Annotated in this window: 20 protein-coding genes and 1 tRNA gene; 9 read left to right on the top strand and 12 right to left on the bottom strand. The window is 62.3% G+C overall.

Features of this window, described 5'->3' with window-relative positions:
* The 3 genes from GJ668_RS01365 to GJ668_RS01355 all read right to left on the bottom strand — a co-directional run.
* Window positions 1–495 (bottom strand): hypothetical protein (locus tag GJ668_RS01365; protein WP_222930735.1); only part of this gene is annotated, 495 nt, incomplete at its 3' end.
* Window positions 496–1,255: 760 nt separating this feature from the next.
* A tRNA-Asn gene (locus GJ668_RS01360) sits at window positions 1,256–1,331 on the bottom strand.
* Window positions 1,332–1,372: 41 nt separating this feature from the next.
* Window positions 1,373–2,563 (bottom strand): pyridoxal phosphate-dependent aminotransferase, encoded by a 1,191-nt coding sequence (locus GJ668_RS01355; protein WP_155448302.1) that lies wholly within the window; start codon window positions 2,561–2,563, stop codon window positions 1,373–1,375.
* A gap of 144 nt (window positions 2,564–2,707) precedes the next feature.
* On the opposite strand from GJ668_RS01355, the gene uvrB reads away from it, so the two are divergent.
* Both uvrB and GJ668_RS01345 read left to right on the top strand, forming a co-directional pair.
* Window positions 2,708–4,726 (top strand): excinuclease ABC subunit UvrB, encoded by a 2,019-nt coding sequence (gene uvrB / locus GJ668_RS01350; RefSeq protein WP_155448301.1) that lies wholly within the window; start codon window positions 2,708–2,710, stop codon window positions 4,724–4,726.
* Window positions 4,723–5,478: a glutaminyl-peptide cyclotransferase gene (locus GJ668_RS01345; protein WP_186342813.1), complete on the top strand. Its 756-nt coding sequence runs from the start codon at window positions 4,723–4,725 to the stop codon at window positions 5,476–5,478. The genes uvrB and GJ668_RS01345 overlap by 4 nt, the downstream gene beginning before the upstream one ends.
* Before the next feature lie 66 nt (window positions 5,479–5,544).
* On the opposite strand, the gene GJ668_RS01340 is transcribed toward GJ668_RS01345, so the two are convergent.
* The 3 genes from GJ668_RS01340 to GJ668_RS01330 all read right to left on the bottom strand — a co-directional run bounded on the left by GJ668_RS01340 (window position 5,545) and on the right by GJ668_RS01330 (window position 8,594).
* Complete coding sequence (locus tag GJ668_RS01340) at window positions 5,545–5,916, bottom strand: sulfur globule family protein (protein WP_155448300.1); 372 nt, start codon at window positions 5,914–5,916, stop codon at window positions 5,545–5,547.
* A 187-nt stretch (window positions 5,917–6,103) separates the two neighbouring features.
* A complete protein-coding gene (locus GJ668_RS01335) occupies window positions 6,104–7,033 on the bottom strand; it encodes a uracil-DNA glycosylase (protein WP_155448299.1) in 930 nt (309 codons plus the stop codon).
* A gap of 10 nt (window positions 7,034–7,043) precedes the next feature.
* Window positions 7,044–8,594 carry a 2-isopropylmalate synthase gene (locus tag GJ668_RS01330; protein ID WP_155448298.1) on the bottom strand — a complete coding sequence of 517 codons (1,551 nt, stop codon included), beginning with the start codon at window positions 8,592–8,594 and terminating at the stop codon, window positions 7,044–7,046.
* A 135-nt stretch (window positions 8,595–8,729) separates the two neighbouring features.
* Here GJ668_RS01330 and GJ668_RS01325 point away from each other — a divergent pair, with 135 nt between their 5' ends.
* Window positions 8,730–10,226, top strand: a complete 1,497-nt coding sequence (locus tag GJ668_RS01325) for an AAA family ATPase (protein ID WP_155448297.1) — start codon at window positions 8,730–8,732, stop codon at window positions 10,224–10,226.
* Window positions 10,227–10,329: 103 nt separating this feature from the next.
* Entirely contained in the window at window positions 10,330–11,262 is a 933-nt protein-coding gene (locus GJ668_RS01320; RefSeq protein WP_155448296.1) for a DnaJ C-terminal domain-containing protein, read from the top strand.
* 16 nt (window positions 11,263–11,278) lie between these two features.
* Here the strand turns inward: GJ668_RS01320 and nadC are convergent, their stop codons facing one another.
* Window positions 11,279–12,142: a carboxylating nicotinate-nucleotide diphosphorylase gene (nadC, locus tag GJ668_RS01315; protein WP_155448295.1), complete on the bottom strand. Its 864-nt coding sequence runs from the start codon at window positions 12,140–12,142 to the stop codon at window positions 11,279–11,281.
* A gap of 124 nt (window positions 12,143–12,266) precedes the next feature.
* On the opposite strand from nadC, the gene ampD reads away from it, so the two are divergent.
* From ampD to GJ668_RS01290, 5 genes are all read left to right on the top strand, one after another.
* Entirely contained in the window at window positions 12,267–12,851 is a 585-nt protein-coding gene (gene ampD / locus GJ668_RS01310; RefSeq protein ID WP_155448294.1) for a 1,6-anhydro-N-acetylmuramyl-L-alanine amidase AmpD, read from the top strand.
* 11 nt (window positions 12,852–12,862) lie between these two features.
* A complete protein-coding gene (locus GJ668_RS01305) occupies window positions 12,863–15,454 on the top strand; it encodes a DNA phosphorothioation-associated putative methyltransferase (protein WP_155448293.1) in 2,592 nt (863 codons plus the stop codon).
* Window positions 15,455–15,462: 8 nt separating this feature from the next.
* A complete protein-coding gene (locus GJ668_RS01300; RefSeq protein ID WP_155448292.1) occupies window positions 15,463–16,326 on the top strand; it encodes a TonB family protein in 864 nt (287 codons plus the stop codon).
* Window positions 16,327–16,393: 67 nt separating this feature from the next.
* Window positions 16,394–17,176, top strand: coding sequence for a DUF3050 domain-containing protein (locus GJ668_RS01295; protein ID WP_155448291.1), 783 nt, complete (start codon window positions 16,394–16,396; stop codon window positions 17,174–17,176).
* An 81-nt stretch (window positions 17,177–17,257) separates the two neighbouring features.
* Window positions 17,258–17,560 (top strand): TusE/DsrC/DsvC family sulfur relay protein, encoded by a 303-nt coding sequence (locus tag GJ668_RS01290; protein ID WP_155448290.1) that lies wholly within the window; start codon window positions 17,258–17,260, stop codon window positions 17,558–17,560.
* A 120-nt stretch (window positions 17,561–17,680) separates the two neighbouring features.
* On the opposite strand, the gene GJ668_RS01285 is transcribed toward GJ668_RS01290, so the two are convergent.
* The 5 genes from GJ668_RS01285 to GJ668_RS01265 form a co-directional block, all read right to left on the bottom strand.
* A complete protein-coding gene (locus tag GJ668_RS01285; RefSeq protein WP_155448327.1) occupies window positions 17,681–18,886 on the bottom strand; it encodes an ammonium transporter in 1,206 nt (401 codons plus the stop codon).
* 189 nt (window positions 18,887–19,075) lie between these two features.
* Window positions 19,076–20,749, bottom strand: a complete 1,674-nt coding sequence (locus GJ668_RS01280) for a PqiB family protein (protein ID WP_155448289.1) — start codon at window positions 20,747–20,749, stop codon at window positions 19,076–19,078.
* Window positions 20,746–22,032, bottom strand: a complete 1,287-nt coding sequence (locus GJ668_RS01275) for a paraquat-inducible protein A (protein WP_155448288.1) — start codon at window positions 22,030–22,032, stop codon at window positions 20,746–20,748. Before GJ668_RS01275 ends, GJ668_RS01280 begins: the two co-directional genes overlap by 4 nt.
* Window positions 22,033–22,131: 99 nt before the next feature.
* Window positions 22,132–22,803: a L,D-transpeptidase gene (locus tag GJ668_RS01270; protein WP_186342812.1), complete on the bottom strand. Its 672-nt coding sequence runs from the start codon at window positions 22,801–22,803 to the stop codon at window positions 22,132–22,134.
* A 145-nt stretch (window positions 22,804–22,948) separates the two neighbouring features.
* The gene (locus GJ668_RS01265) at window positions 22,949–23,710 is read right to left on the bottom strand and encodes a hypothetical protein (protein ID WP_246194578.1); all 762 of its coding nucleotides are present in this window, start codon (window positions 23,708–23,710) and stop codon (window positions 22,949–22,951) included.
* Between the last annotated feature and the right edge of the window lie 268 nt (window positions 23,711–23,978).

Here is a 23,978-nt window from a genome sequence, read left to right as displayed (position 1 = left end):
GTGATATGACGATCTACATGTGGCCGAAATGGGCCGCACGGGCCATTGAATGGAGCGCGAAACACTCATGACGTAGCCACTGAAAACAAAATGTTTGTGAAAAAGGGCACTTTCAGTGTTAACGAATAGTAAACGGTATTTGATCAGCGTTTCCTTAACTGCTGTCATCGGAGCATCAAATATTGGTGAGTCAGCATCTTTTTTGGCTTGAGCTTCTTTTTGTTCAATTCTTTTTTCTATTTCTGCTTTATTAGCCTGACGTTCTTTTTCTATTTTTTTAATTTTCTCAGATATTGCGATTTCATCTTTGATCGACTGTACTCGATACTTGATATATAAAGATTTAGCTTTTTCTTCTTTTGCATCACTTTCTGCTAAAGCTTTTGCCCATAAACCATCCCTTCGCATCCCTTGCGCTAGCTCCCCCACAACTTGTGCATAAATTTGCTCTTCAAATAATCTGGATTCAGGTGAGTCTTTAAAGTGCTTAAACAAGAATAGCCTCCCAAAAACACGTTCTAGGTTATAGTCCGATTTTCGTAGCCTAGACTGATAGTAATTTTAAAATAAAAGTTATTTATTCTGACTCAGAACCACACACACCTAAGAGAGTGTAGACACACAAATCATGGTTTGTCTAGTGTTGCTGGTAGAAGGGAGACTGTCCCACTCAGTGTCAGGATGCATGTCACTTGCTCTTACAGTCTTTCTTAACTCATCGCTGAGACAAGGATTCTCAGACCTTGGATCAAGGCCACTCCTGGCACCGAAGTGACAGAGGTCGCATCCAAAGCGCTGAAACGGCCTACAGGCCACAGAGACCCGATCGGTCAGGTTGGTCCAACGCCAGCGCTAAACAGTGCTCCAGGCGATCACTCAGCGACATACCGTCAGAATCTTGCATCACCTAGCGGGTTCGGTGGGGTCAGTAGGGTTTTCCTATGTCGACATTGGAAAAACCGATGAAATGGCGGGGTCGAGGTTAGGGTCGCGCGTGGGGTCAACCCCAGTGACGTGGGCACATCCCCATGCTCTTCCCCGCTCCGTGTTGATACCGCTCAAGGCCAGACCCCAGAAACCCCACTGACCCCAGTGCTGTCCCGTTACCACGATGCGTGAGAATTCGTCTGGTGGCTGTCAGGGTAGTCGATGTAGACCAGTCCGCCTAACCCCGGATATGCACCGGAGTCCAGCGATCAGGCAGGCAAAAAAAATCCCTGCCTCCGCAAGAAGGCAAGGATTTCTTTTACTTATATGGCTCCCTGGGACGGGCTCGAACCGCCGACCTAGTGATTAACAGTCACCCGCTCTACCGACTGAGCTACCAGGGAATATCTTGAGCCGCGTATGGTAGTGCCCGATCAGACCCGTGTCAAGCGTTTTTAACCGCCTGCTCGATCCGATCCAGCGCCCGCTCCAGCGTCTCGCGGCTGGTCGCGATCGACAGCCGCAGATAGCCCCCCAACCCGAACGCCGACCCCGGCACCACCGCCACGCCCGCCTTCTCGATCAGATACTCACCCAGCTCCAGATCGTTGTTGACCCCATCCAAACGCTCGATCAGCGTCTGCACTTTCGGAAACACATAGAAGGTTCCATCGGTCGGCAGACACTCGATGCCCGGAATCCGGTTGAGCCGCTCGACGACGAAGTCGTGACGCTCCATGAACGCCTTGAGCATGACCCCGATGCACTCCTGCGGCCCCTCCAGCGCCGCCTGAGCCGCGACCTGCGAGATCGAAGTCGGATTGGACGTACTCTGCGATTGGATCTTGTTCATCGCCTTGATGATGTCCGCCGGCCCGCCCGCATAGCCGATCCGCCAGCCCGTCATCGCATACGCCTTGGACACCCCGTTCAGCACCAGCGTGCGCGGCGCCAGATCCGGACAGACGTTGAGGATGTTGACGAAGGGCGCTGAACTCCAGCGAATGTGCTCATACATATCGTCGGTCGCGATGATGACCTTCGGGAAATCACGCAACACCTCACCGAGCGCCTCCAGCTCTTCGCGGCTGTAGGCCATGCCGGTCGGATTGGACGGACTGTTGATGACCACCAACCGCGTCTTCTCGTTCATCGCCCCCTTGAGCTGAGCCGGAGTGATCTTGAACGACTGCGCCGCACCCGCCTGCACGAACACAGGCAGGCCGCCGGCCAGCAGCACCATGTCCGGATAGGACACCCAATAGGGCGCCGGAATCACCACCTCGTCACCCGGATCGAGCAACGCCTGCGCCAGATTGAAAAAGCTCTGCTTGCCGCCGCACGAGACCAGGATCTGATTCGGCGCATAGTCCAGCCCATTCTCGCGCTTGAACTTAGCGATGACGGCGCGCTTCAACTCAGGCGTGCCGTCGACAGCAGTGTACTTGGTGAAGCCGGACTCGATGGCGCGGATGGCGGCGGCCTTGATGTGCTCGGGGGTGTCGAAGTCCGGCTCCCCAACGCCGAGTCCAATCACATCCTGACCCTCGGCACGGAGCGCGGCCGCGCGGGCAGTGATGGCAAGGGTTGCGGAGGGCTTGACGGCCTGGACGCGGGCAGCGAGCTTGGTGGTCATGGACGAAAGTACCTGGATGGCCCTGATGGCTGGATTCGTGGTTGGAGGATCACAATAATAGCGAATCACCCGCTTTCCGACACGCCAATCGAAAGCCACCCTCCCCTACCCGCGCTAGCCGTTCACGCGACGAGGTTGCCCCGCATGTCCAGTCCACCCAGTCCAGTCTTCGAACTCGTCAGCCCCTTCGCGCCCGCCGGCGATCAGCCCGAGGCGATCCGCCGTCTGGTCGCGGGCCTGAACGACGGCGAGGCCGGCCTGACCCTGCTCGGCGTGACCGGCTCAGGAAAGACATTTTCCATAGCGAGCGTCATCGCCCAGGTGCAGCGTCCGGCGCTCATCCTCGCGCCCAACAAGACGCTGGCCGCCCAGCTCTATGGCGAGATGCGCGCCTTCTTCCCGCGCAACGCGGTGGAGTATTTCGTCTCCTATTACGACTACTACCAGCCCGAGGCCTATGTCCCGGCGACCGATACCTATATCGAGAAGGACGCCGCGATCAACGAGCACATCGAACAGATGCGCCTCTCCGCGACGAAAGCACTGCTGGAACGGCGCGACGTCATCATCGTCGCCACAGTCTCATCCATCTATGGCCTGGGCGATCCCGAGGCCTATCTGAAGATGGTGCTGATCCTCAAGCGCGGCGAGCGCATCGACCAGCGCGCCATCCTGCGCCGGCTCGCCGAGCTGCAATACACCCGCAACGAGATCGAGCTGTCACGCGGCACCTATCGCGTGCGCGGCGACGTGATCGATATCCACCCGGCCGAGTCCGACGACGCGGCGCTGCGGGTCGCGCTCTTCGACGACGAGATCGAGACGCTGTCGCTGTTCGATCCGCTCACCGGCGAGGTGCGGCGGCAGGTCTCGCGCTACACCGTCTTCCCTAAGACCCACTATGCCACCCCGCGCGAGACCATCCTCAAGGCCATCGATCTCATCAAACCGGAACTCAAGGAGCGGCTCGACTGGCTGCGCACCAACGATAAGCTGATCGAGGCCCAGCGGCTCGAACAGCGCACACTGTTCGATCTGGAGATGATGCTGGAGGTCGGCTACTGCCAGGGCATCGAGAACTACAGCCGCTATCTCTCCGGACGCCAACCCGGCGAGCCGCCGCCGACCCTGTATGACTATCTGCCGCCCGAGGCGATCCTGGTCATCGACGAGAGCCATGTCACCGTACCCCAGCTCGGCGGCATGTATCGTGGCGACCGCTCGCGCAAGGAGAATCTGGTCGAATACGGCTTCCGGCTGCCTTCGGCGCTCGACAACCGGCCGCTCCAGTTCGAAGAGTTCCAGGCGCGCCAGCCGCAAACGCTCTATGTTTCGGCCACGCCGCGCGCCTTCGAGATCGAGCATTCGGGTGCGGTCATCGAACAGGTGGTGCGCCCGACCGGGCTGGTCGATCCCGAGGTCGAGGTGCGACCGGCGCTCAGTCAGGTCGACGATCTGCTGTCCGAGATCGGCCCGCGCGTGGCCGCCGACGAACGGGTGCTGGTGACGACGCTGACCAAGCGCATGGCCGAGGATCTGACCGAGTATCTCGACGAGCACGGCGTTAAGGTGCGCTATCTGCACTCGGACATCGACACCGTCGAGCGAGTGGAGATCATCCGCGATCTGCGGCTCGGTACCTTCGACGTGCTGGTCGGCATCAACCTATTGCGCGAAGGGCTGGACATGCCCGAGGTCTCGCTGGTGGCGATCCTGGATGCCGACAAGGAGGGCTTTCTGCGCTCGGCCGACTCGCTGATCCAGACCATGGGTCGCGCCGCGCGCAACGCCAACGGCAAGGCGATTCTCTATGCCGACCGGATCACCGGCTCGATGCAGCGCGCCATCGAGGAGAGCGAGCGGCGCCGCGCCAAGCAAATTGCGGCCAACGCGGCCCAGGGCATCACGCCCCAGACCATCCGCAAAGCCGTCGCCGATATTCTGGAGGCTCACACGCCCGGCGCACCGATTAAGGCGCGTGACTATGCCAGGGTCGCTGAGCAGGTGGCCGAGTACGGACGCCTGACACCGCAACAAATGGCCAAGCGTCTCAAGACGCTGGAGAAGCAGATGTATCAGCACGCCAAGAATCTGGAGTTCGAACAGGCCGCCGCGATCCGCGATCAGATCCGCGCGTTGCAGGCGCAGGGGCTGGCGGCGTGAGATACGGACTCGGCTTGATTGTGCTGTTGGTTCTGGGGTATGGCGTCTGTCTGGCCGGCTCAGCGCCGACGCTCGGCTACCGGGTGGTGGCGAGCTATCCGCACGATCCAAACGCCTTCACACAGGGCTTGATCGTCATCGACGGCACGCTCTACGAAAGCACCGGCAACTATGGTCACTCGACATTGCGTCGGGTCGACTTGGAAACCGGGCGCGTGGAGCAGGAAATCCGGCTGGCGCCCGATCTGTTCGGCGAGGGCCTCACCGACTGGCACGGACGCCTGGTGCAACTGACCTGGCGCGAGCAGCTCGGGATCATTTACGACGCCAAAACCTTCGAGCGGCTTGAGACCTTCCAGTACCAAGGCGAGGGCTGGGGTCTGACCCACGATGGACAGCAGTGGATCATGAGCGATGGCACGGACGAGCTGCGGTTTCTCGATCCCAAAACACGGCGTGTCGTGCAGCGGCTGAAGGTCCGCGATGGACGGCAGCCCGTGCGCCGGCTCAACGAACTGGAATACATCGACGGCGAGATCTGGGCTAATGTCTGGCGAACCGACCGCATCGTGCGGATCTCGCCGGCGAGCGGTGCGGTGACCGCCGTGGTTGATCTGACGACGCTCTATCCAACCAGCGAGCGCGTGAGTCCGGAAGCTGTGTTGAATGGCATCGCCCATGACACCGCGACCGGCCGGCTGTTCGTCACCGGCAAATACTGGCCACGACTCTACGAGATCGTCATCGAATAGCGGGGCTCAGAAACAAAAGAAGCCAGGCATAACGCCTGGCTTCTTTCCCCGACTTAGGTGTCGCGCTTACTTCGACTCGGACTGAGCCGGAGCGGCCGGAGCAACCGGTGCGCCGTAAGGAGCGCCATAGGGGAAGGCGTAGGGAACGCCGTAGCCACCATAGGGAGCGCCATAGCCGCCGTAAGGATAGCCGTAGCCACCGTAGGGATAGCCGTAGCCATTGCCATAGCCGCGACCGTAACCACGGCCGTAGCCGCGACCGCCGCCGCTCATGCTCATGTTGAAGTCGCCATAGCCGTCGCCGAACATGTCATTCATCCAGTCGCCCATGCCGTTGCCGTAGCCAGGACCACCCCAGCCCGGACCCCACCAGGCGGAAGCAGAAGCGGAAGCACCAAGAAGTGCGGCGATAGCGGCAGCGGTAGCAAGCTTTTTCATATATCTCTCCAATTATTTTGTCGTTGGCAGCAAGCGTGGCCAGCACTGCATCGACCACGGGGAAGAGTATATATTAGAAAATAATTAAATATGAAATTTAATTTAACGATCACATTCAAAAAAATCATAGGCAAAGCTGATTTGAATGTCCAGACCCTGACGAGCAGCGACCGCTTGATCCCCGAGGTCACAGGCGGCGTTTGACCTCGGTCAGATCCTCCCAAGCCTTGGCCTTCTGCTCGGGCGAGCGCAGCAGATAGGCTGGATGATAGGTCACGCGCAGCGGAATGCGTGCCGGACCATAGTCGAACCAGCGTCCACGCAGTTGTCCGACCGGGGTCTCGGTCTTGAGCAGGTGCTGAGCCGAGATCCGCCCCACCGAGAGAATGACTCTGGGTTCGATCAGCGCCACCTGACGATGCAGATAGGCTTGGCAGGCGAGCGCCTCGTCCGGCTTGGGATCGCGATTGCCGGGCGGACGGCACTTGAGCACATTAGCGATATAGACCTGTTCGCGGCTGAAGCCGATCGCCGCCAGCATCCGGGTCAGTAACTGCCCGGCCCGCCCGACGAAGGGTTCGCCCTGGCTGTCCTCCTCGGCGCCCGGCGCCTCGCCGATGATCATCAGATCGGCGCGTCGATCGCCAGTTCCGAAGACGGTCTTGGTGCGCGTCTCCCAGAGTCGACAGGCACGGCAGCCGCGCACGGTGGCACCCAGCGTATTCCAGTCCATGCGCTCGATCGGGTTCACCGCTTCGGCTTCAGTCGTGGGCGGATGGCCCATCGCCTCCCATTCATCAAGCAGCGCTGGCGAATAGTCGGCCTCCTCCTCCCAGTCGGGGAGCGGAAACGACATCGACTCTGGCGGCGACACGATCTCAGGCGACACGCTGCGCTCAGCCGTGACGGGGCGCTCGTCGACAACGGCAGGCGGTACTTCCCGAGCAACTGGCGCAGTCGCGGTTGGCATATCCGTTGCAGCCGCGACAGACGCTGGCTCGACAACCAGCGGCTCAGCAGAGACGGGCAGAGACGCACGCGGCTCCCAGACGCTCACGCCCATGGCCTCCAGATAGGCCAGCCGCCGATCCTCGTCCAGCGGCGGACGCTCGACCATCGCGTGCCCCTCAGACATCGGCGGCCTGCGGATGGGCGCGCTCGGCCGGATGCAGGATCTTGTTGCAGGCGTTGATATAGGCCTTGGCCGAAGCGACCAGGATGTCGGTATCCGCACCCTGACCGTTGACGATCCGCCCGCCCTTCTCCAGCCGCACCGTGACCTCGCCCTGGGCATCGGTGCCGCTGGTGATGGCATTGACCGAGTAGAGTTTGAGCGTAGCGCCGGTGTGAACCAGACTTTCGATCGCCTTGAAGGTCGCATCGACCGGACCACCACCTGTCGCCGTGCCGGAACGCTCCTGACTATCGACAGCCAGCACCAGGGCCGCGCTCGGCATCTCGCCGGTCTCGGAGCAGACACGCATCGAGACCAGCTTGACGCGCTCGTTGGCCGTCTCCAGCGTGGTCTCTGTGACCAGGGCCTGCAAATCCTCGTCGAAGATCTCGTGCTTCTTGTCGGCCAGATCCTTGAAGCGGGCAAAAGCGGCGTTCAAGTCTTCCTCGGAGTTCATTACCACGCCCAGCTCCTGCAAGCGCGCGCGGAAGGCGTTGCGGCCGGAGTGCTTGCCGAGCACCATGCGGTTCTCGCTCCAGCCGACGTCCTGGGCGCGCATGATCTCGTAGGTCTCGCGATGCTTGAGCACGCCATCCTGATGGATGCCTGACTCATGGGCGAAGGCGTTGGCGCCGACCACGGCCTTGTTCGGCTGGACCGCAAATCCCGTGATGCCTGAGACCAGGCGCGAGCAGTTCATGATCTGGGTGGTATCGAGCCGGGTGTCACACTCGAACAGATCCTGACGGGTGCGCACCGTCATCACGATCTCTTCCAGCGCCGCGTTGCCCGCGCGCTCGCCGAGTCCGTTGATGGTGCACTCGACCTGACGCGCCCCGTTGCGCACAGCGGCGAGCGAGTTGGCCACGGCCAGCCCCAGATCGTTGTGACAGTGGACCGAGAATACCGCCTGATCGGCGTTGGGGATGCGCGCGCGCAGGGTGGCGATGAGCGAGCCGAACTGATCCGGGATGTTGTAGCCGACGGTATCCGGGATATTGACCGTGCGCGCGCCAGCGTCGATCACCGCCTCCAGCACCCGGCACAGGAAATCGATCTCGGAGCGTCCGGCATCCTCGGGCGAGAACTCGACGTCATCGGTCAGATTGCGGGCGCGCTTGACCGCATAGACCGCCTGCTCCAGCACCTGATCCGGACTCAGGCGCAGCTTCTTCTCCATATGAATGGGCGAGGTGGCGATGAAGGTATGGATGCGCCCGGCATTAGCGTTCTTGAGCGCCTCGCCGGCGCGGTCGATGTCGGCATCGAGCGCGCGCGCCAGACCGCAGACCCGGCTGTCCTTGACCGCCTCGGCCACGGCCTTGACCGCCTCGAAGTCACCGGGGCTGGCGATCGGAAAGCCGGCTTCGATGACATCAACCCGCAGCTTTTCGAGCGCCTTGGCGATGCGCACCTTCTCGTCGCGCGTCATCGAGGCGCCTGGACTCTGCTCGCCATCGCGCAGCGTGGTATCGAAGATGATCAGATGGTCTTTGGCGCTCATAGATGGGTCTCTGTGATCCGTGATCGGCGTTGGCGTGAATCTGGGGCTATTTTAGTCGATCAGTGCGAGCGGGCGCTTGAGTCCGGCCCGGTTTGCTGCTAATCCTGCCGCATTCGACGCCTGGGGCCAACTGCGATGACACCCGATCTGCACGATCTCGAACTCTTGCTCCGCTCGGACACGCCTATCGTCCTGATCGAATCGATCGAGGAACCGCGTGTGGTCGAGCTCTTCGCGCGTCTGGCGCTCCGGATCTCGGAGCCGGGGTTTTGCTGGACGGTCACCGATGGTCTGCGGCGCATCGAGTACGACAGCGAACCACAGCGGATGCTCTCCGGTCCGACTGAGATCCTGCGCCACATCCGGATCACGCCGCAGCGCGGGCTCTATCTGTTGCTCGACTTCCATCCCTATCTGGACGATCCGCTGCATGTCCGGCTGCTGAAAGAGATCGCCCAGGGCTATGCGGGGCTGCCGCGCACGCTCGTTCTGCTCAGTCATGCCCTGGAGGCACCCGCCGAACTGCGTCATCTGAGCGCGCGCTTCACCCTGCGACTCCCTGATCGCAACCGGCTCATGGTCCTGATCCGCGAAGAAGCCAAGGCCTGGCAGCAGGTCACCAACCAGGGCGCGGTGCGCGCCACGCGCGAGGCCGTCGATCAACTCGCCAACAATCTGCTCGGTATCACCGAGTCCGATGCCCGCCGGCTCATCCGCAACGCCATCCGCCGCGATGGAGCCATCACCCAGGACGACGTCGCGGCCGTGCGTCGTGCCAAGTACGAGCTTTTGAGCCCGGACGGCATCATCAGTTTTGAATACGACACCCGCTCGTTTGCCGACATTGCGGGTCTGTCCAATCTCAAGCGCTGGATCGAGCGCCGGCGCGCGGCCTTTCTCGATCCCGAGCGCCAGCGCGACCAGCCGCGCGGTCTGCTGCTGCTGGGTATTCAGGGTGGGGGCAAGAGTCTGGCGGCCAAGGCCGTAGCCGGTTATTTCGGTGTGCCGCTGCTGCGGCTGGACTTCGGCGCGCTCTACGACAAATACATCGGCGAGACCGAGCGCAATCTGCGCCGGGCACTGGAAACGGCGGACCTGATGGCGCCCTGCGTGCTCTGGATCGACGAAATCGAAAAGGGCGTGGCCACCGGCTCAGAAGACGAGGGCGTCGGGCGGCGCGTGCTCGGCACCTTACTGACCTGGATGGCCGAGCGGCGTTCGCGCGTGTTTCTGGCCGCCACCGCCAACGACATCCAGCGCCTGCCACCCGAGCTGATCCGCAAGGGGCGTCTGGATGAAATCTTCTTCGTCGATCTGCCCACGGCCGAGGTCCGACGCGATATCTTCGCCATCCATCTGCGCCAGCGCGGACTGAATCCCGAGCACTTCGATCTCGATGCTCTGGCCGAGGCCAGCGAAGGCTTCACCGGCGCCGGTATCGAACAGGCCGTGGTCTCGGCGCGCTTCGCCGACAGCACCCGCGAAGAGGTCGCCATCACGACCGAGACGCTCCTGAACGAGCTGGCCAATACCCAGCCGTTATCGGCGATCATGGACGCTCAGATCGAGCGACTACGCACCTGGGCGCAGGGGCGGACAGTGCCGGCACATGGATCAAGCGATCCGTCGTAGACCGGCCCCATCAGCGTGCCAAGCGCTTGTTTGCTCAAGACTCGATCCTATTATTACCGGATCTCGAACCTGATCCGGCACGACCCTTTTTTGAGACCCCTCGATGCAATACAAGGATTACTACAAGACCCTCGGCGTATCGCGCACGGCCTCCCAGGAGGAGATCAAGCGCACCTATCGCAAGCTGGCGCGCAAATATCACCCGGATGTCAGCAAGGAACCGAACGCTGAGGCGCGTTTCAAGGAAATCAACGAAGCCAACGAAGTGCTGAAGGATGCCGAGAAGCGCGCCACCTATGACGCCCTTGGCAGCAACTGGCGGGCCGGCGAGGACTTCCGTCCGCCACCCGGCGCGGACGGCTGGCGCAATTTCGACTTCAACACTGGCGGCGCATCCGGCGAGTACAGCGACTTTTTTTCCAGCATCTTCGGCCGCGCTTTCCGATCCGAGGGCCGTGGCCCAGGCCGCCAGCGCGGCCAGGATCAGACCATCACGATCGCCATCGAGCTGGAGGACTCACATCAGGGCGCGACCCGTCAGCTTAAGCTCGATCTGCCCGAGACCGGACCCAACGGCCAGAGCACGACTCGCTCCAGAACGCTCAATGTCCGCATCCCGGCCGGCGTCATTCAGGGCCGCCAGATCCGGCTCACCGGTCAGGGCGCGCCCGGACGCCACGGTGGACCGGCCGGAGATCTCTATCTGGAGATCGAGTTCAAGCCACATCGATTATTCACGCCCGATGGACGCGACATCCAGTTGCGCTTGCCGGTCGCACCCTGGGAGGCCGCGCTCGGGGCCACGGTCCAGGTGCCGACCCTGGGCGGCTCGGTGAACCTCAAGATTCCGCCCGGTTCGCAGTCCGGGCGAAAATTGCGACTCAAGGGACGCGGTCTGCCGGGCACGCCGCCGGGCGACGAGATCGTGCAACTGGAGATCGTCATCCCGCCGGCCGAGACCGAGGCCGCGCGTGAATTCTATCAGCGCATGGCCGAGCAACTGCCTTTCGACCCGCGTGCCCGGCTCGGAGTCTGAACCGGGGGACGTTCGCCTACAGCACGCGCATCGACAGGTCGACCGCGCGCACGTCCTTGGTCAGCGCGCCGACCGAGATCCGGTCGACGCCGGTCTCGGCTACGGCGCGGATGGTCTCCAGACTGATCCCGCCCGAGGCTTCCAGTTGCGCCCGGCCAGCGGTCAGGGCGACCGCCCGTCGCAGATCGTCGGGCGCAAAGTTGTCGAGCAGCACCACGGATGCACCCGCACCGAGTGCGATCTCCAGTTCCGCCAGCGATTCAACCTCGATTTCGACCGGAACGCCTGGGTGCAGCGTGCGCGCGGTTTCCAGCGCGGCCGGAATGGAGCCGGCGGCCAGGATATGGTTCTCCTTGATGAGGATCACGTCGAACAGCCCGATGCGGTGATTGTGACCACCGCCGCAACGCACGGCATACTTCTGTTGGAATCTGAGTCCGGGGAGCGTCTTGCGCGTGTCGAGCAACCGCACTGGAAGCCCGGCCACGGCATCGGCATAGCGCCGGGCCAGGGTCGCGGTACCCGAGAGCATCTGGAGATAGTTCATCGCTGTGCGCTCGCCGGTCAGCAGGGCGCGCGAGTGACCTGCGATCGTACAGAGCCGTTGACCGGGTGAAATGTGCTCGCCATCGTTGACGTCCCAGCAAATCTGAATCTCGGGGTCGAGCAGGCGAAAGACTGTTTCGAACCAGGGCGCGCCACAGAGCACCGCCGACTCGCGCGTGATGAGTTCGGCACGCGCCATCTGATCGGCCGGCAGGAGCGAGGCGGTCAGGTCGCCCGACCCGACGTCCTCCTCCAGGGCAAGGCGAACCTGGGACTCGATCCTGGCTGGATCAAGGATAAGCGGCGGCTGAGGTGCGGCGGATGTGTGGGACATGAGCGATACCGACAATGACTGGAATAACCGAAGTGAAATAGGATAGGACAGCTTGCACTCGCACGGCTCAATACTCAGCCACGAAAACACTCAGCCATCCAGACAGACTCAGGTACGCTCACGAATGGTCGCCCTTTCCAACAGTGCTGATGCGTCGCCCGGCCCGGACATCGATGTCGAGGGCTGGCTCGCGGGCGCCGAGCGCCGACCTTCGCCAAATCAGGACGCGCGTCCGCCGGGGACGGTGATCGATCTGCTGGTGATCCACAACATCAGTCTGCCGCCGGGCGAGTTCGGCGGCGACTGGATCGAGGCGCTCTTTCTCAACCGGCTCGATCCGAACGCGCATCCGTATTTCACGCCTATCGCCGCCGTGCGCGTCTCGGCGCATCTACTGATCCGGCGCGATGGGCGGCTGATCCAGTATGTCCCCTGCGAGTGCCGTGCCTGGCACGCCGGACTCTCCAGCTTCCAGGGGCGCGAACGCTGCAACGACTATTCGATCGGCATCGAGCTGGAAGGCACCGATGAAACGCCCTTCACCGAGATGCAATATGCCGCGCTCGTGGCGTGCACCCGCCACCTCCAGCGGCACTACCCGGCCATCACCGCCGAGCGGATCGTCGGACATGCGGACATCGCCCCCGGACGCAAGACCGATCCCGGTCCAGCCTTCGACTGGGCGCGTTACCGGCGCGACATTGGCTGACCGCGATTCCCATGAGCGCCATTCCGAGCAAGATCGTCGGCCGTCAATGCTATCTGCATGTCGAGTCCCTGGAACAGCTCGACACCGAGACCCTGGCACGCCTCGTCGCGGCTGAGCGTCTGGCGGACGTGCGTCGTCAAGCGCAGTTCAATCTGGTCCGTCTCGATGCCGAGGGCGCGCGCATCGCTCTGCTGAATTATCCGGAGTTCGACGAAGATCCCTTCCCCGCGCTGCGCGAGAGCTGGCTGGTCGATCTCGCCGCCGGGACGCTGAGCTATCGCACCTATGCCGATTCGCTCAATCCGCCGATCCTGCACCGCAAGGAACTCTTCCTGCCACCCGAGCATCCGCGCCGCGCCAAATACGCCGCGCTCACGGCGGCCTGCGAGTCGGTCGGTCTGTTCGACGACCCGCGCCGCATCGGCTATCGGCGTCAATGGCTGGCGCTGATCCGCGAGCGCGGCTATCGGCTCGACGGGCACGCCTTACTGCCGCTGGGCAATGATGAGTCGGACACCGCACCGCCTGAGACCGACACCGACGCGACGGACACCCGACTCCAGCCCGGCTGGCAGGCGGCGCGTCATCGGACCGCCCTGACCCGCTACGGCTTCTCGGCGCCGATCCAGTCGCTCGCCCGGCATGGCTTTCTGGACGGGCGCTATCGGCTGTTCGACTACGGCTGCGGACGCGGCGACGATGTGCGCGGACTGATCGAAAATGGTCTGGAGGCCGGCGGCTGGGATCCTTACCATGCTCCCGATCAGCCTGTCCAGGCGGCTGACATCGTCAATCTCGGCTTCGTCATCAATGTCATCGAGGATTTCGATGAACGGCTGGAGGCGCTGACGCGCGCCTGGTCGCTGGCTGAACGACTGCTGGTGGTCTCGGTGATGCTGGCCAACCAGAACGACCCGCGCGGCACGCGCTTTCGCGATGGGGTCATGACCAAGCGCGGCACCTTCCAGAAATATTTCACTCCGTCCGAAATCAAGACCTTTCTGGATCAGGCGCTCGACGAGGAGGCGATCCCGGTCGCGCCGGGCGTGCTCTATGTTTTTCGCGACAAGGACGCTGAACAGCGGTTTCTGGTCGATCGTTCTCGTCGGCGGCGCCAACCGCTGCGTGCGCCCTCGCCGCGTCTGCGCGAGCCGGTCTCACGCGAACCGCGCGCACGGCGCGATCGGGCGGCCGAGCGCGAGGCCGCCTGGCGCGAACCGCTCGAACGCCTGTGGGCGCTGTGGCTGAGCCTGGGACGCCCGCCTGAAAAGTCCGAGGTCGGCGAGGATCTGCTCGCCCTGACCGAGGGCTTCGGTTCGCTGGCCAAGGCGCGACGCTTCCTGGAATCGCGCCGCGATCCCGCCGAGCTTGAACAGGCCGCGCGCGCCCGGCGCGATGATCTGCTGGTCTATCTGGCGCTGCAACAGTTCGAGCGCCGCCGTCCTTACCGCCATCTGGAACGGGGTCTGCAACAGGATATCAAGCACTTCTTCGGTGACTATGCCGCCGCGCGCGCCGAGGCCTCCGAGTGGCTGTTTCGCATCGCCGATATCGGCGCGCTCGAAGACGCCTGCCGCGCGGCCGCCGAACAGGGGTTGGGCGGACTCGATCCGGGCCGCTCGCTGCAACTGCACGCCAGTCTGGTCGAACGTCTGCCGCCGGTGCTGCGTCTCTATGTCGGCTGTGCCGCCGTGCTCTATGGCGATTACCATCAAGCCGATCTGGTCAAGATCCATATCGCCTCGGGCAAGGTTAGTCTGATGCGCTATGACGATTTCGCCGGCCAGGCACTGCCGCGTCTGATCGAGCGGGTCAAAATCCGTCTGCGCGATCTCGACATCGACTATTTCGCCTATGGCGAGGCCTATGAACCGCCCTTCCTCTACCGCAAATCGCGCTACATCAACGAGGAATTCGAGCACTATCCCGAACAACTGGCCTTCGATCAGGCACTCGATGATCTGGAACTGTTCGACCTGAGCCGCTATGGTCCGCCGCCGGCGCTGTTTCGGGAGACGCTGGCCCAACGGCGCTGGACGATCGAGGGCTTCGAGCTGACCAGACCGCGCACGCGGCCGGCACTCGACGATCCGTGCGGACGCTTCCTGACCTTTCGCCAGCTCATCGAATGTGGCGAGACCCAGGCGCACACCGGACTGGCAAATCTCCCGCGCCGGCCCGAAAGCTATGACGCACTCCTGGAGCTGGCCGAGCAGGTGCTCGATCCGGTGATCGAGTATTTCGGCATGATCCGTCTGACCTATGGCTTCTGCTCGCCCGAGCTGGCGCGCCAGATCCCCGGACGCATCGACCCGAAGCGCGACCAGCACGCCGCCCATGAGCACAACCGGCTCGGGCGCCCAATCTGCGCGCGACTGGGCGCGGCGGTGGACTTTCTCGTCGAGGATGAGTGCATGTTGGAAGTGGCTCAGTGGATCGTCGCCAACACGCCTTTCGACCGACTGTACGTCTATGGCGACGATCAACCGATCCACGTCAGCTACGGCCCGAACCAGGACCGCCAGATCGTGCGGATGGTCGCGACCCAAGACGGACGACTGGTGCCGCGCGTGGTGTCAGCGGAAACCTTTCTGGCTGATTAGTGTTGCGCGTGCACATCGTTCAGGTCATGTGCCGACACTGTCCCTGGCTCGCCCTGCTGCTCTCGGCCGTCCTGCATGCCGCCGTCGCCGCTGTGTTCTGGCACGCGGATCTGCCGCGCGTGGCCGAATCGAGCCGGCCTGTCGTGGCGTTCGAACTCGTGCCGGTCAGAGAGGACTCCGACACGTCTGCCGAGACATCGTCTGACCCAGCCAACGCGCCGACTCAGCCGGCGCCGCCAACAGTCCCGGCCGCCGTGCCGGCTCCAGCTCCGATCGTCCCGAACACCCAGGACGACACCCAGCGCCCAACCAAAGAACAGGCCCCGCCGGCCCCAAAAACCCTGCCGAAGCCGCCGCCCAAGCCAAAACCCAAACCGAAGCTAAAACCTGATGTGGCCCCGAAGGCGCGTAGCCCGGATCGCGTGACGCGAACCACGACGCCCAGCCAGACGCGCGCGTCACAAGACAGCCCGAAACGATCCGAGCAGGCAACGGACCACAGTAGTCGGCGGACCAACGCCGCGAGTCCGGCGCTGTCGGCGTCCACCCAGGAACCCAAGGCGACGCCGGCAAGCCGAATCAACGCTGAACGTGCGTATCTGAGCGCCTTGCAACGCGCCATCGCCCGCCATCAACGCTATCCCGCCGGTGCTCGGCGACATGGAAAAACCGGCGTGGCCATGCTGTCCTTCGTCATCCAGACCGACGGACGGCTGGGTCAAATCCAGCTCGCCCAGAGTTCAGGTCACGCCGCGCTCGATCAGGCCGCGCTTCAGGCACTCGCGCGGCTCGGACGCTTCGATCCCATCCCGCGCTCGATCGGACGCACGTCCTGGGCGTTACGTGTACCCGTTCGCTTCAACCTTGAATGATATGATTTGATTTCAGTAACAACTGAAATACTGATCATTCAGTGCGACTCATCAGAGGACTCGACTCATGGCAGCGCTCAATCTCGATCATCTCCGTCCCCTGCGCGATCAACTCGAAGGACACGCCATCTATGGCGCCATCCAGCGCATCGAGGATCTGCGGATCTTCATGCAGCATCATGTCTTCTCGGTCTGGGATTTCATGTCGCTGATCAAGTATCTGCAACGCGATATCGCTCCGGTCGTCGTGCCCTGGCAGCCGGCCTCGGACCCGAGTCTGCGCTACTTCATCAATCAACTGGTCCAGGAAGAAGAATCAGACGCCGTCCCGCTCGGGCAGGGCGAGGTGCTGTACGCCAGCCATTTCGAACTCTACTGCCAGGCCATGAACGAGGTTGGCGCCGATAGCGAGATCCCCAAACGCTTTCTGGCGCTGGTTACCGAGCAGGGGATCGATCAGGCGCTCTACTCGCCCCTGGTTCCACTGCCGGCACGCTATTTCAGTGAGACGACCTTCTGCTTCATTCGCGAGGACAAGCCGCACCTGGTCGCGGCGGCGCTGGCTCTGGGGCGCGAGAACCTGATCCCGGCCATGTTTCGCCAGTTCCTCGACCGCATGGCGATCACGGAAACGCAGGCGCCGATCTTCCATGCCTATCTCAAGCGTCACATCCATCTCGACGAGGATTTCCACGGTCCGCTCTCGATGCAGCTGCTCGAAACACTGTGCGGTGATGACCCCAAGCGTATCGAAGAGGCCGAGACCGCTGCCGAGGAAGCCCTGTGTGCGCGCATCCGCTTCTGGGATGGCGTGCTGGAGGCGATCGAGTCCGGACGCCCGGCCCAATAACTGATCGACTTGATAAGTTATTATCCGCCGCTATCTCTGGGTCACAGACTTTCGATTCCCTGAACCTTCCGGAGAGAGACGATGAGCGCAAGCCTGAGCGTGGCTTTGGACAACGAAGGATTTCTGCTCGACCGCGATGATTGGAGCGAAGAGGTCGCCGTCGAGCTGGCGCAGAGTGATGACTTCGAGATGACCGAGCAGGTGATGCACTTCATCCGCGAGGCGCGTGCCATGTATGAGGAAGATGGCGTGGTGCCACCGATCCGGATCTTCGCCAAAAAGCAGAAGGTCTCGACTAAGGAGCTCTACGACATCTTCAGGAAAGGGCCGATGAAACTCATCTGTAAGTGGGGTGGACTGCCGAAACCCACTGGATGTGTCTGAACCGCGTCCCATGCCTCGACGGCTTGGACTGCCCCAGGAATCAGAGGTGATGGCTGGCAGGAGTTGCACGCCCCCGACAGCCATCGACCAAACCGCCCCCTGATTCGCCTCAGGTGCGCGTTACACCTCGCCCCGATTGTAGTCGGGCTGAGCCGTGATGCGGTGGATGCTCAGATCGGCGCCGATATATTCTTCTTCCTGCGTCAGACGCAGTCCCAACGTCAATTTGATGAGTCCATAGATCAGGAATCCGCCCAGGAGCGCGATAATCACGCCGGCCAGGGTGCCCACCACCTGGGCCAGCAGACTGACGCCACCGGCGCCGCCGAGCACTTCGAGTCCGAATACGCCGGCAGCGATCCCTCCCCAGAGTCCGCACAGGCCATGCAAGGGCCAGACACCGAGCACGTCGTCGATCCGCCAGCGGTTTTGCGTCAGGGTGAAGGCATAGACGAAGAGTGCCCCCGCGACCGCCCCCGTGACGAGTGCACCAATCGGATGCATGACGTCGGACCCGGCACAGACAGCGACCAGACCGGCGAGCGGACCGTTATGCAGAAAGCCAGGGTCGTTCTTGCCGGCGATCAGGGCCGCCAGGATGCCGCCGACCATGGCCATCAGCGAATTGACCGCCACCAGCCCGCTCACGGCCTCGACTGTCTGCGCCGACATCACATTGAATCCGAACCAGCCGACCGTGAGCGTCCAGGCACCCAGCGAAAGGAAGGGGATCGAGGACGGCGGATGCGCGGTCACGCTGCCATCCTTGCGGTAACGCCCCTGACGTGGCCCCAGCAGCAACACGGCGGCCAGCGCGATCCAACCACCGACCGCATGCACCACGACGGAGCCGGCAAAATCATGGAATTTGGCGCCCAGGATGGACTCGATGAAATCCTGCACACCCAGATTGCCGTTCCAGACCAGCCCCTCGAAGAACGGATAGAGTCCGCCGACGATCAGGAATGAGGCCAGCAATTGCGGATAGAAACGGGCGCGTTCCGCGATCCCACCCGAGATGATCGCCGGAATCGCCGCCGCGAAGGTGAGCAGGAAGAAGAACTTCACCAGTTCATAGCCATTCCGGTCCTGAAGGATCTGGGCGCCGGAGAAGAAATCGATCCCATAGGCCAGACTGTAGCCGATGAAGAAATAGGCGATGGTGGAAATGGCGAAGTCAGTCATGATCTTCGCCAGGGCATTGACTTGATTCTTGGCGCGTACGGTGCCGACTTCCAGGAAGGCAAAGCCCGCGTGCATCGCCAGCACCATCACGGCGCCAATCAAGATGAAGAGAACGTCAGTACCTGCTTGCAAGGACTCCATAGATTCGAAACCCGGTTGTTCAGTTTTGGTGCGATCCATAAGCATGGATCGGACCATGATCGACCAGAGTGTTCGACTGGAGCCGTCAGCGGCGGTCGTTCGCCATGACAAACAGAATTCGATGCACCAATTAAGCGCTAGCTCGGTGTCTTTGCACCAAGATGCGGCAGTACGCCATCAGACTCGCGATCAACGCCCACGCCCCTTGCCCTGTAACAGCGACTCGGGATGACGCTCCAGATAGTCGGTCAGCAGCCGCATCGAGCGCGCAGCACTGGAGACCTCTTGCAGCGTTCGCTGGATCTCGACATAGAGCGGCGAGCGATCCGAGAGCAGTGCCCGCGCCCGTTCGAGCGTGGCCGTGCTCTCGCGCAGGGTCTTGGTCAGCTCGGGACCGAGTTCGCGATCGAGCCGCGCGGCCACGGCATGTACCTGGGCGAGCGTGGCCTCCAGCTCGACGACGGCGCCCTTGAGCTCGGGCGCGTTGACTAGGGCATTGGCCCCCGCCGCGGTCTGACTCAGGTCGCGCCCGATCTGTTCGATGGGGACGGTATCGAGCTTTTCGAGCACACTGGCGAGCTGGGTCGTCATGGCCTCCAGCGAACCGGGCCGGGTCGGGATCACCATGTACTCGCCCTGCTGGACGAGACGTCCCGCCGGCGCTTCCGCGTCCACATCCAGATCCACATAGAGCGCGCCGCTCAGCATGCTGTCGAGCTTGAGCTGGGCGCGCAGACCGCGCTCGACCAGACGCTCGATCAATTGACGCTCATCGGGCACGCTTGTCTCACCGCTCCGCACGATGCGGTCGGGTTCGACCTCGATCAGTACCGGAATCAGGAACTCCAGCGCCTCGGTGTCGAGCTGAAGCTGGATGTCGAGCACGCGACCGACATCGATGCCTTTGAGCCGTACCGGCGCGCCGCTCGTCAGGCCGCGCGCCGCACCCTCGAACAAGAGCAGATAGCGTTCCTTGCGCGCATAGATCCTGGCATGGGCCGCTTCGCGATTGCGATAGAGCGGAAAGGCGTCTGGATGGGGGTCGTGGGCCTGGGCCGGGTCGATGGTCTCGGGCGTGCCGAAGGCAATGCCGCCGATCAGCACCGACAGCAGCGACTGGGTGTCGACCTGCACGCCAGCGGTCGAGATCGAGACGTCCAGTCCACTGGCGTTCCAGAAGCGGGTGTCGGGCGTGATCAGTGCATCGTGCGGTGCCGCGACGAAGACCTCGATCCCGACCGCGCGTCCGTCCGGTTCCAGGGCATAGCCGATCACCTGACCAACCTGGATCTGGCGGTAGTAGACCGGCGAGCCGATGTTGAGCGAGCCGAGCGTCGGCGCGCGGAGTCGAAAGCGCCCGCCGTCCTCGAAGGTCGTGATGAGCGGCGGCTGCTCCAGACCCGTGAAATGACGTCGGGCACGTCCATCGTGTCCAGGGTCGAGCGCGATATAGGCGCCCGAGACCAGGGTGTCGAGTCCCGAGACGCCGCTCAGGGTCACACGCGGGCGCTCGACCCAGAAGCGGGTGTGCTCGGTGAGGAAATCGTCGAAGGTGCGCTTGAGCTCAGCGGAGACGATGACGGTCTTGAGATCCGGACTGAAGTCGATGGCCGTGACCTGCCCGATGTCGACATCTCTGAACTTGACGCGCGTCTGACCGGCTGCCAGTCCGGAGGCGCTCTTGAACTCGATGCTGACGATCGGTCCGCGCTCGCTCCAGGTCTTGAACGCTAGCCAGGCACCGACGGCCAGCGCCACGAGTGGAATCAGCCACACCAGCGAGAACCGACCGCGTGGTCTGACCAGGGCTTCGGGGATCGGGTCGGACGCACGGTGGTCCGGTTCGCGTTCGGTCTCAGTCATGTCTGAATCTTTGCCTCAGCCACAGTCGCCTGGGCGCGCGCCGGTTTTTCGCGTTCCAGCCGATCCCAGATCAGGCGCGGATCGAACGACATGGCGGCCAGCATCGTCAGCACCACGACGGCACAGAAGAACACCGCGCCCGCCTCGGCCTCGACATTGGCCAGATTACCGACCTGCACCAGGGCGACCAGGATGGTAACGACATAGATATCCACCATCGACCAGCGGCCGGCGGTTTCCGTGAGCCGATAGAGTCGGGTGCGCTCGCGCGGGTTCCAGTTCCAGCGAAACTGGACCGAGAGTAACAGCAGTATCAGCAACAGGAGTTTCAGCAGCGGCACCACCAGGCTGGCGACGAAGACGATGAGCGCCAGCGGCCACATCCCATGCACCACCAGAAAGATCACGCCGCTGAGGATGGTATCCGATTGTTCGCGTCCGAACGAGGTCAGGGTCATGATCGGCAGCAGGTTGGAGGGGATATAACAGAGGATCGCCGCCAGCACCAAAGCCCAGGTGCGTTGCAGGCTCTCGGGCTTGCGCCGGTGCAGCACATCGTCACAACGTGGACAGCGCAGGCACTCACCGTCGCGGACGGCCGCCGCGCGCGGCATCACCAGTTCGCAGACGTCGCAGGCCAGATGCGCGTCGCCCGGACGCACGCGGGCGAGACGCGGATTGGACAGCGACACGCGCGACCAGACCAGATCCGGATCGAGCGCCGCCTGGGCCGCCGCCAGCACCAGGATCAGGGCCGCGAAAGCAAAGAGCGAGGCTCCGGGCACGATGCTCGCCATCTCGACCAGCTTGACCACGGAGACCAGGATACCGAGCATGAAGACGTCCATCATGCCCCAGGGCGTCAGGGTGCGCACCAGTCGGAACAGACGCGGAAGCCAGGACGGCATCCGCTTGAGCGTCAGCGGGATCAGGACCGCCAGCAGCAGGGTCAGTTGTAGTCCGGGTGCCAGCACACTGGTGAAGAACACCACGGCAGCGATCCCCCACTGGCCCGACTCATAGAGGTTGAGGACGCCGGTCAGCAGTGTGGTGTGGGTCTCGTTGCCGCGCAGATCGAAGGCGATGAAGGGAAAGCTGTTGGCGATGACGAACAGCAGCAGGCCGGCCAGCGTCAGCGCCAGGGTACGATTGAGGCTGTCCGGTCGGTCACGATGGAGTACGGAGCCGCAGCGCGCGCATTCGATCACGCCACCGGGCGGCGGGGGCGTGTGGCGCTGCAAGAGACCGCATTCGGGGCATTCGGTGAGTGAAGGGTGAGACATGCTGACAGCCGTCGTCGTGGTCGCCTCGAGACGATGAGGCGCGTGTCGAGGCGCGATTATAGAACCTCAGTGCCTGTAGGCGTTTGAGAATTCAGACGCTCAACCGTCCATCGAATCAAGCCAACGCCCCTGAGACACGCGATCGGACGTAGTGCGACCGCTCCAACCGTAGCTTTCCGGCAAAACATACACAACGCCGCCCGTCCCGGAAAACCGGCGCTGTATCACGTTCGTGAAAAATTTCACTGGAACATTGATGCAGCCATACGAAATACGGTTATCCAGCGGTGATGGCGTCTCCAGGCGTTGCACCCGACGCTCTTTGGGTTTACTCGTAACGACTGGATGCATGGAGATGGCATTTTCATAGTCCACCCAAAGTATGTCCTTGCCATGAGAATTGCGGCCCAGTGTCGCCACGAAACGCCCTGCCGGCGTCGTACGCTGTGCCGGAGGGATCTGTGACATCCGCATTTGACTCACGCCTGGGGCCACGTCATCGCCTCTCCCCAATCCAAGCAGTACGGGCGCGGCGCCCTGTAGCTGCCCGTTGACGTCAAAGACATAGACCCTGGCATTGACTTTATCGACGATCGCAAACGGCCTATGGCCATTGTCTCTTGAGTTGACGATCCAATCGGCCATCTCCCGCGTCCGGCGCGAGGCGCTCTCTGATGCAAAGTCGATCTGCCAGGAACGATCGGCCATAGCCGTTTTTTGTTCCATAACGAACGGAACCTCGGCCGCTTCAGAATAGTGTGCATTGAGCATCGGGTTGGGACGATGCGCGCCACTGTCGGCCTGTGTTGTCAGGTGCGCACTGCAACCGGCACTCAATACACCACACAGGCATAGAGCCAGGCGGATCGTCGTCGAGGGCCAGAAGACTGAGCATCGAGTCGGCGCGCAAATAGGGTTAGTACAGAACATGCCCATTGACGATATCCCAATGTGTTCGCGCCCCTGGACGACAGAGCGCGTCGATCGAGCGGGGTGTGGTATTCAGACGTTTGAAAGGCGGTTCCCAGCCCTTCTTCTTATCGATCCAGCTCGACAAGGGCATGACCATTGGCAGATGGCCGTTCGGGCGATACCAGGAGTCAACGCTCCAGGGCCGCCCAGTAGCTGTATCGGTGATGACGGCCGTCCAGTGCACCGTCGTGATATCGAACAGACGACGCACCTTTGGTGATGCGACCGTCCAGCCGGGCAGTTCCCGGAGATCCTGGAGAATATGCAGATATGTCGTGGTGTTGCTGGCGTTATCGATGCAATCCATCCGCCCATCGATGTCCGCCTCGAAATCGTTGATGGCCAGGTCGTTGGCCAGCAACGGCTGAGACTGTTGTGCCAGCACTTCCATTTGCCAGATACCGATGCGTATGCGCTGTAATCTATCGTGAAGGCCTGTGCCCGGACAACGCGCCAGATGCCTTTTTAGACGCGCCATATCATTGAGAGTGAAGGTTAGGGTCTGTCTGCGCGCACACGACCAATTAAAACAGATTCGCAGCGTGACGGACCCGTCCAGGTCGATGACGTACTCGGGTGGAAGTGGACGCGAAACGGACGATCCCTGAATCTCATCAAAAATTGACAGTGACGAGGCCGCGCCAACCAACAGGGTATGGCTGAAAAATATCGTGAAGAAACCGATCACAGCGAGCCGGATACGCATAACAGTCAAGACAATGGCGCATAAAGGCTGGTACCAGCATGAAGCTGAAGGTCGGTCTGTGTCACCCAGGATTCAACCCACGATCTTTGCTGTCAACTTTAACGTTTTACTTTCAAAGTTGACAGCAGCGACGATTGAAAACGGGAAGTCATCAATTGCGATCTGGTTTTGGCGCATACATCGGGGCAGGCGTCGAATCATACATCGGAGCAGCAGCGGCTGGCGCCGGCTCATGCTTCGAGGCTGTGCTGCATGCTGAGAGCAGCAG

The sequence above is a fragment of the Allochromatium palmeri genome, from assembly GCF_009720725.1.
Taxonomy (GTDB): domain Bacteria; phylum Pseudomonadota; class Gammaproteobacteria; order Chromatiales; family Chromatiaceae; genus Thermochromatium; species Thermochromatium palmeri.
Note: the sequence above shows the minus strand (reverse complement) of the source record. Positions and strands in the feature narration are given on the sequence as shown.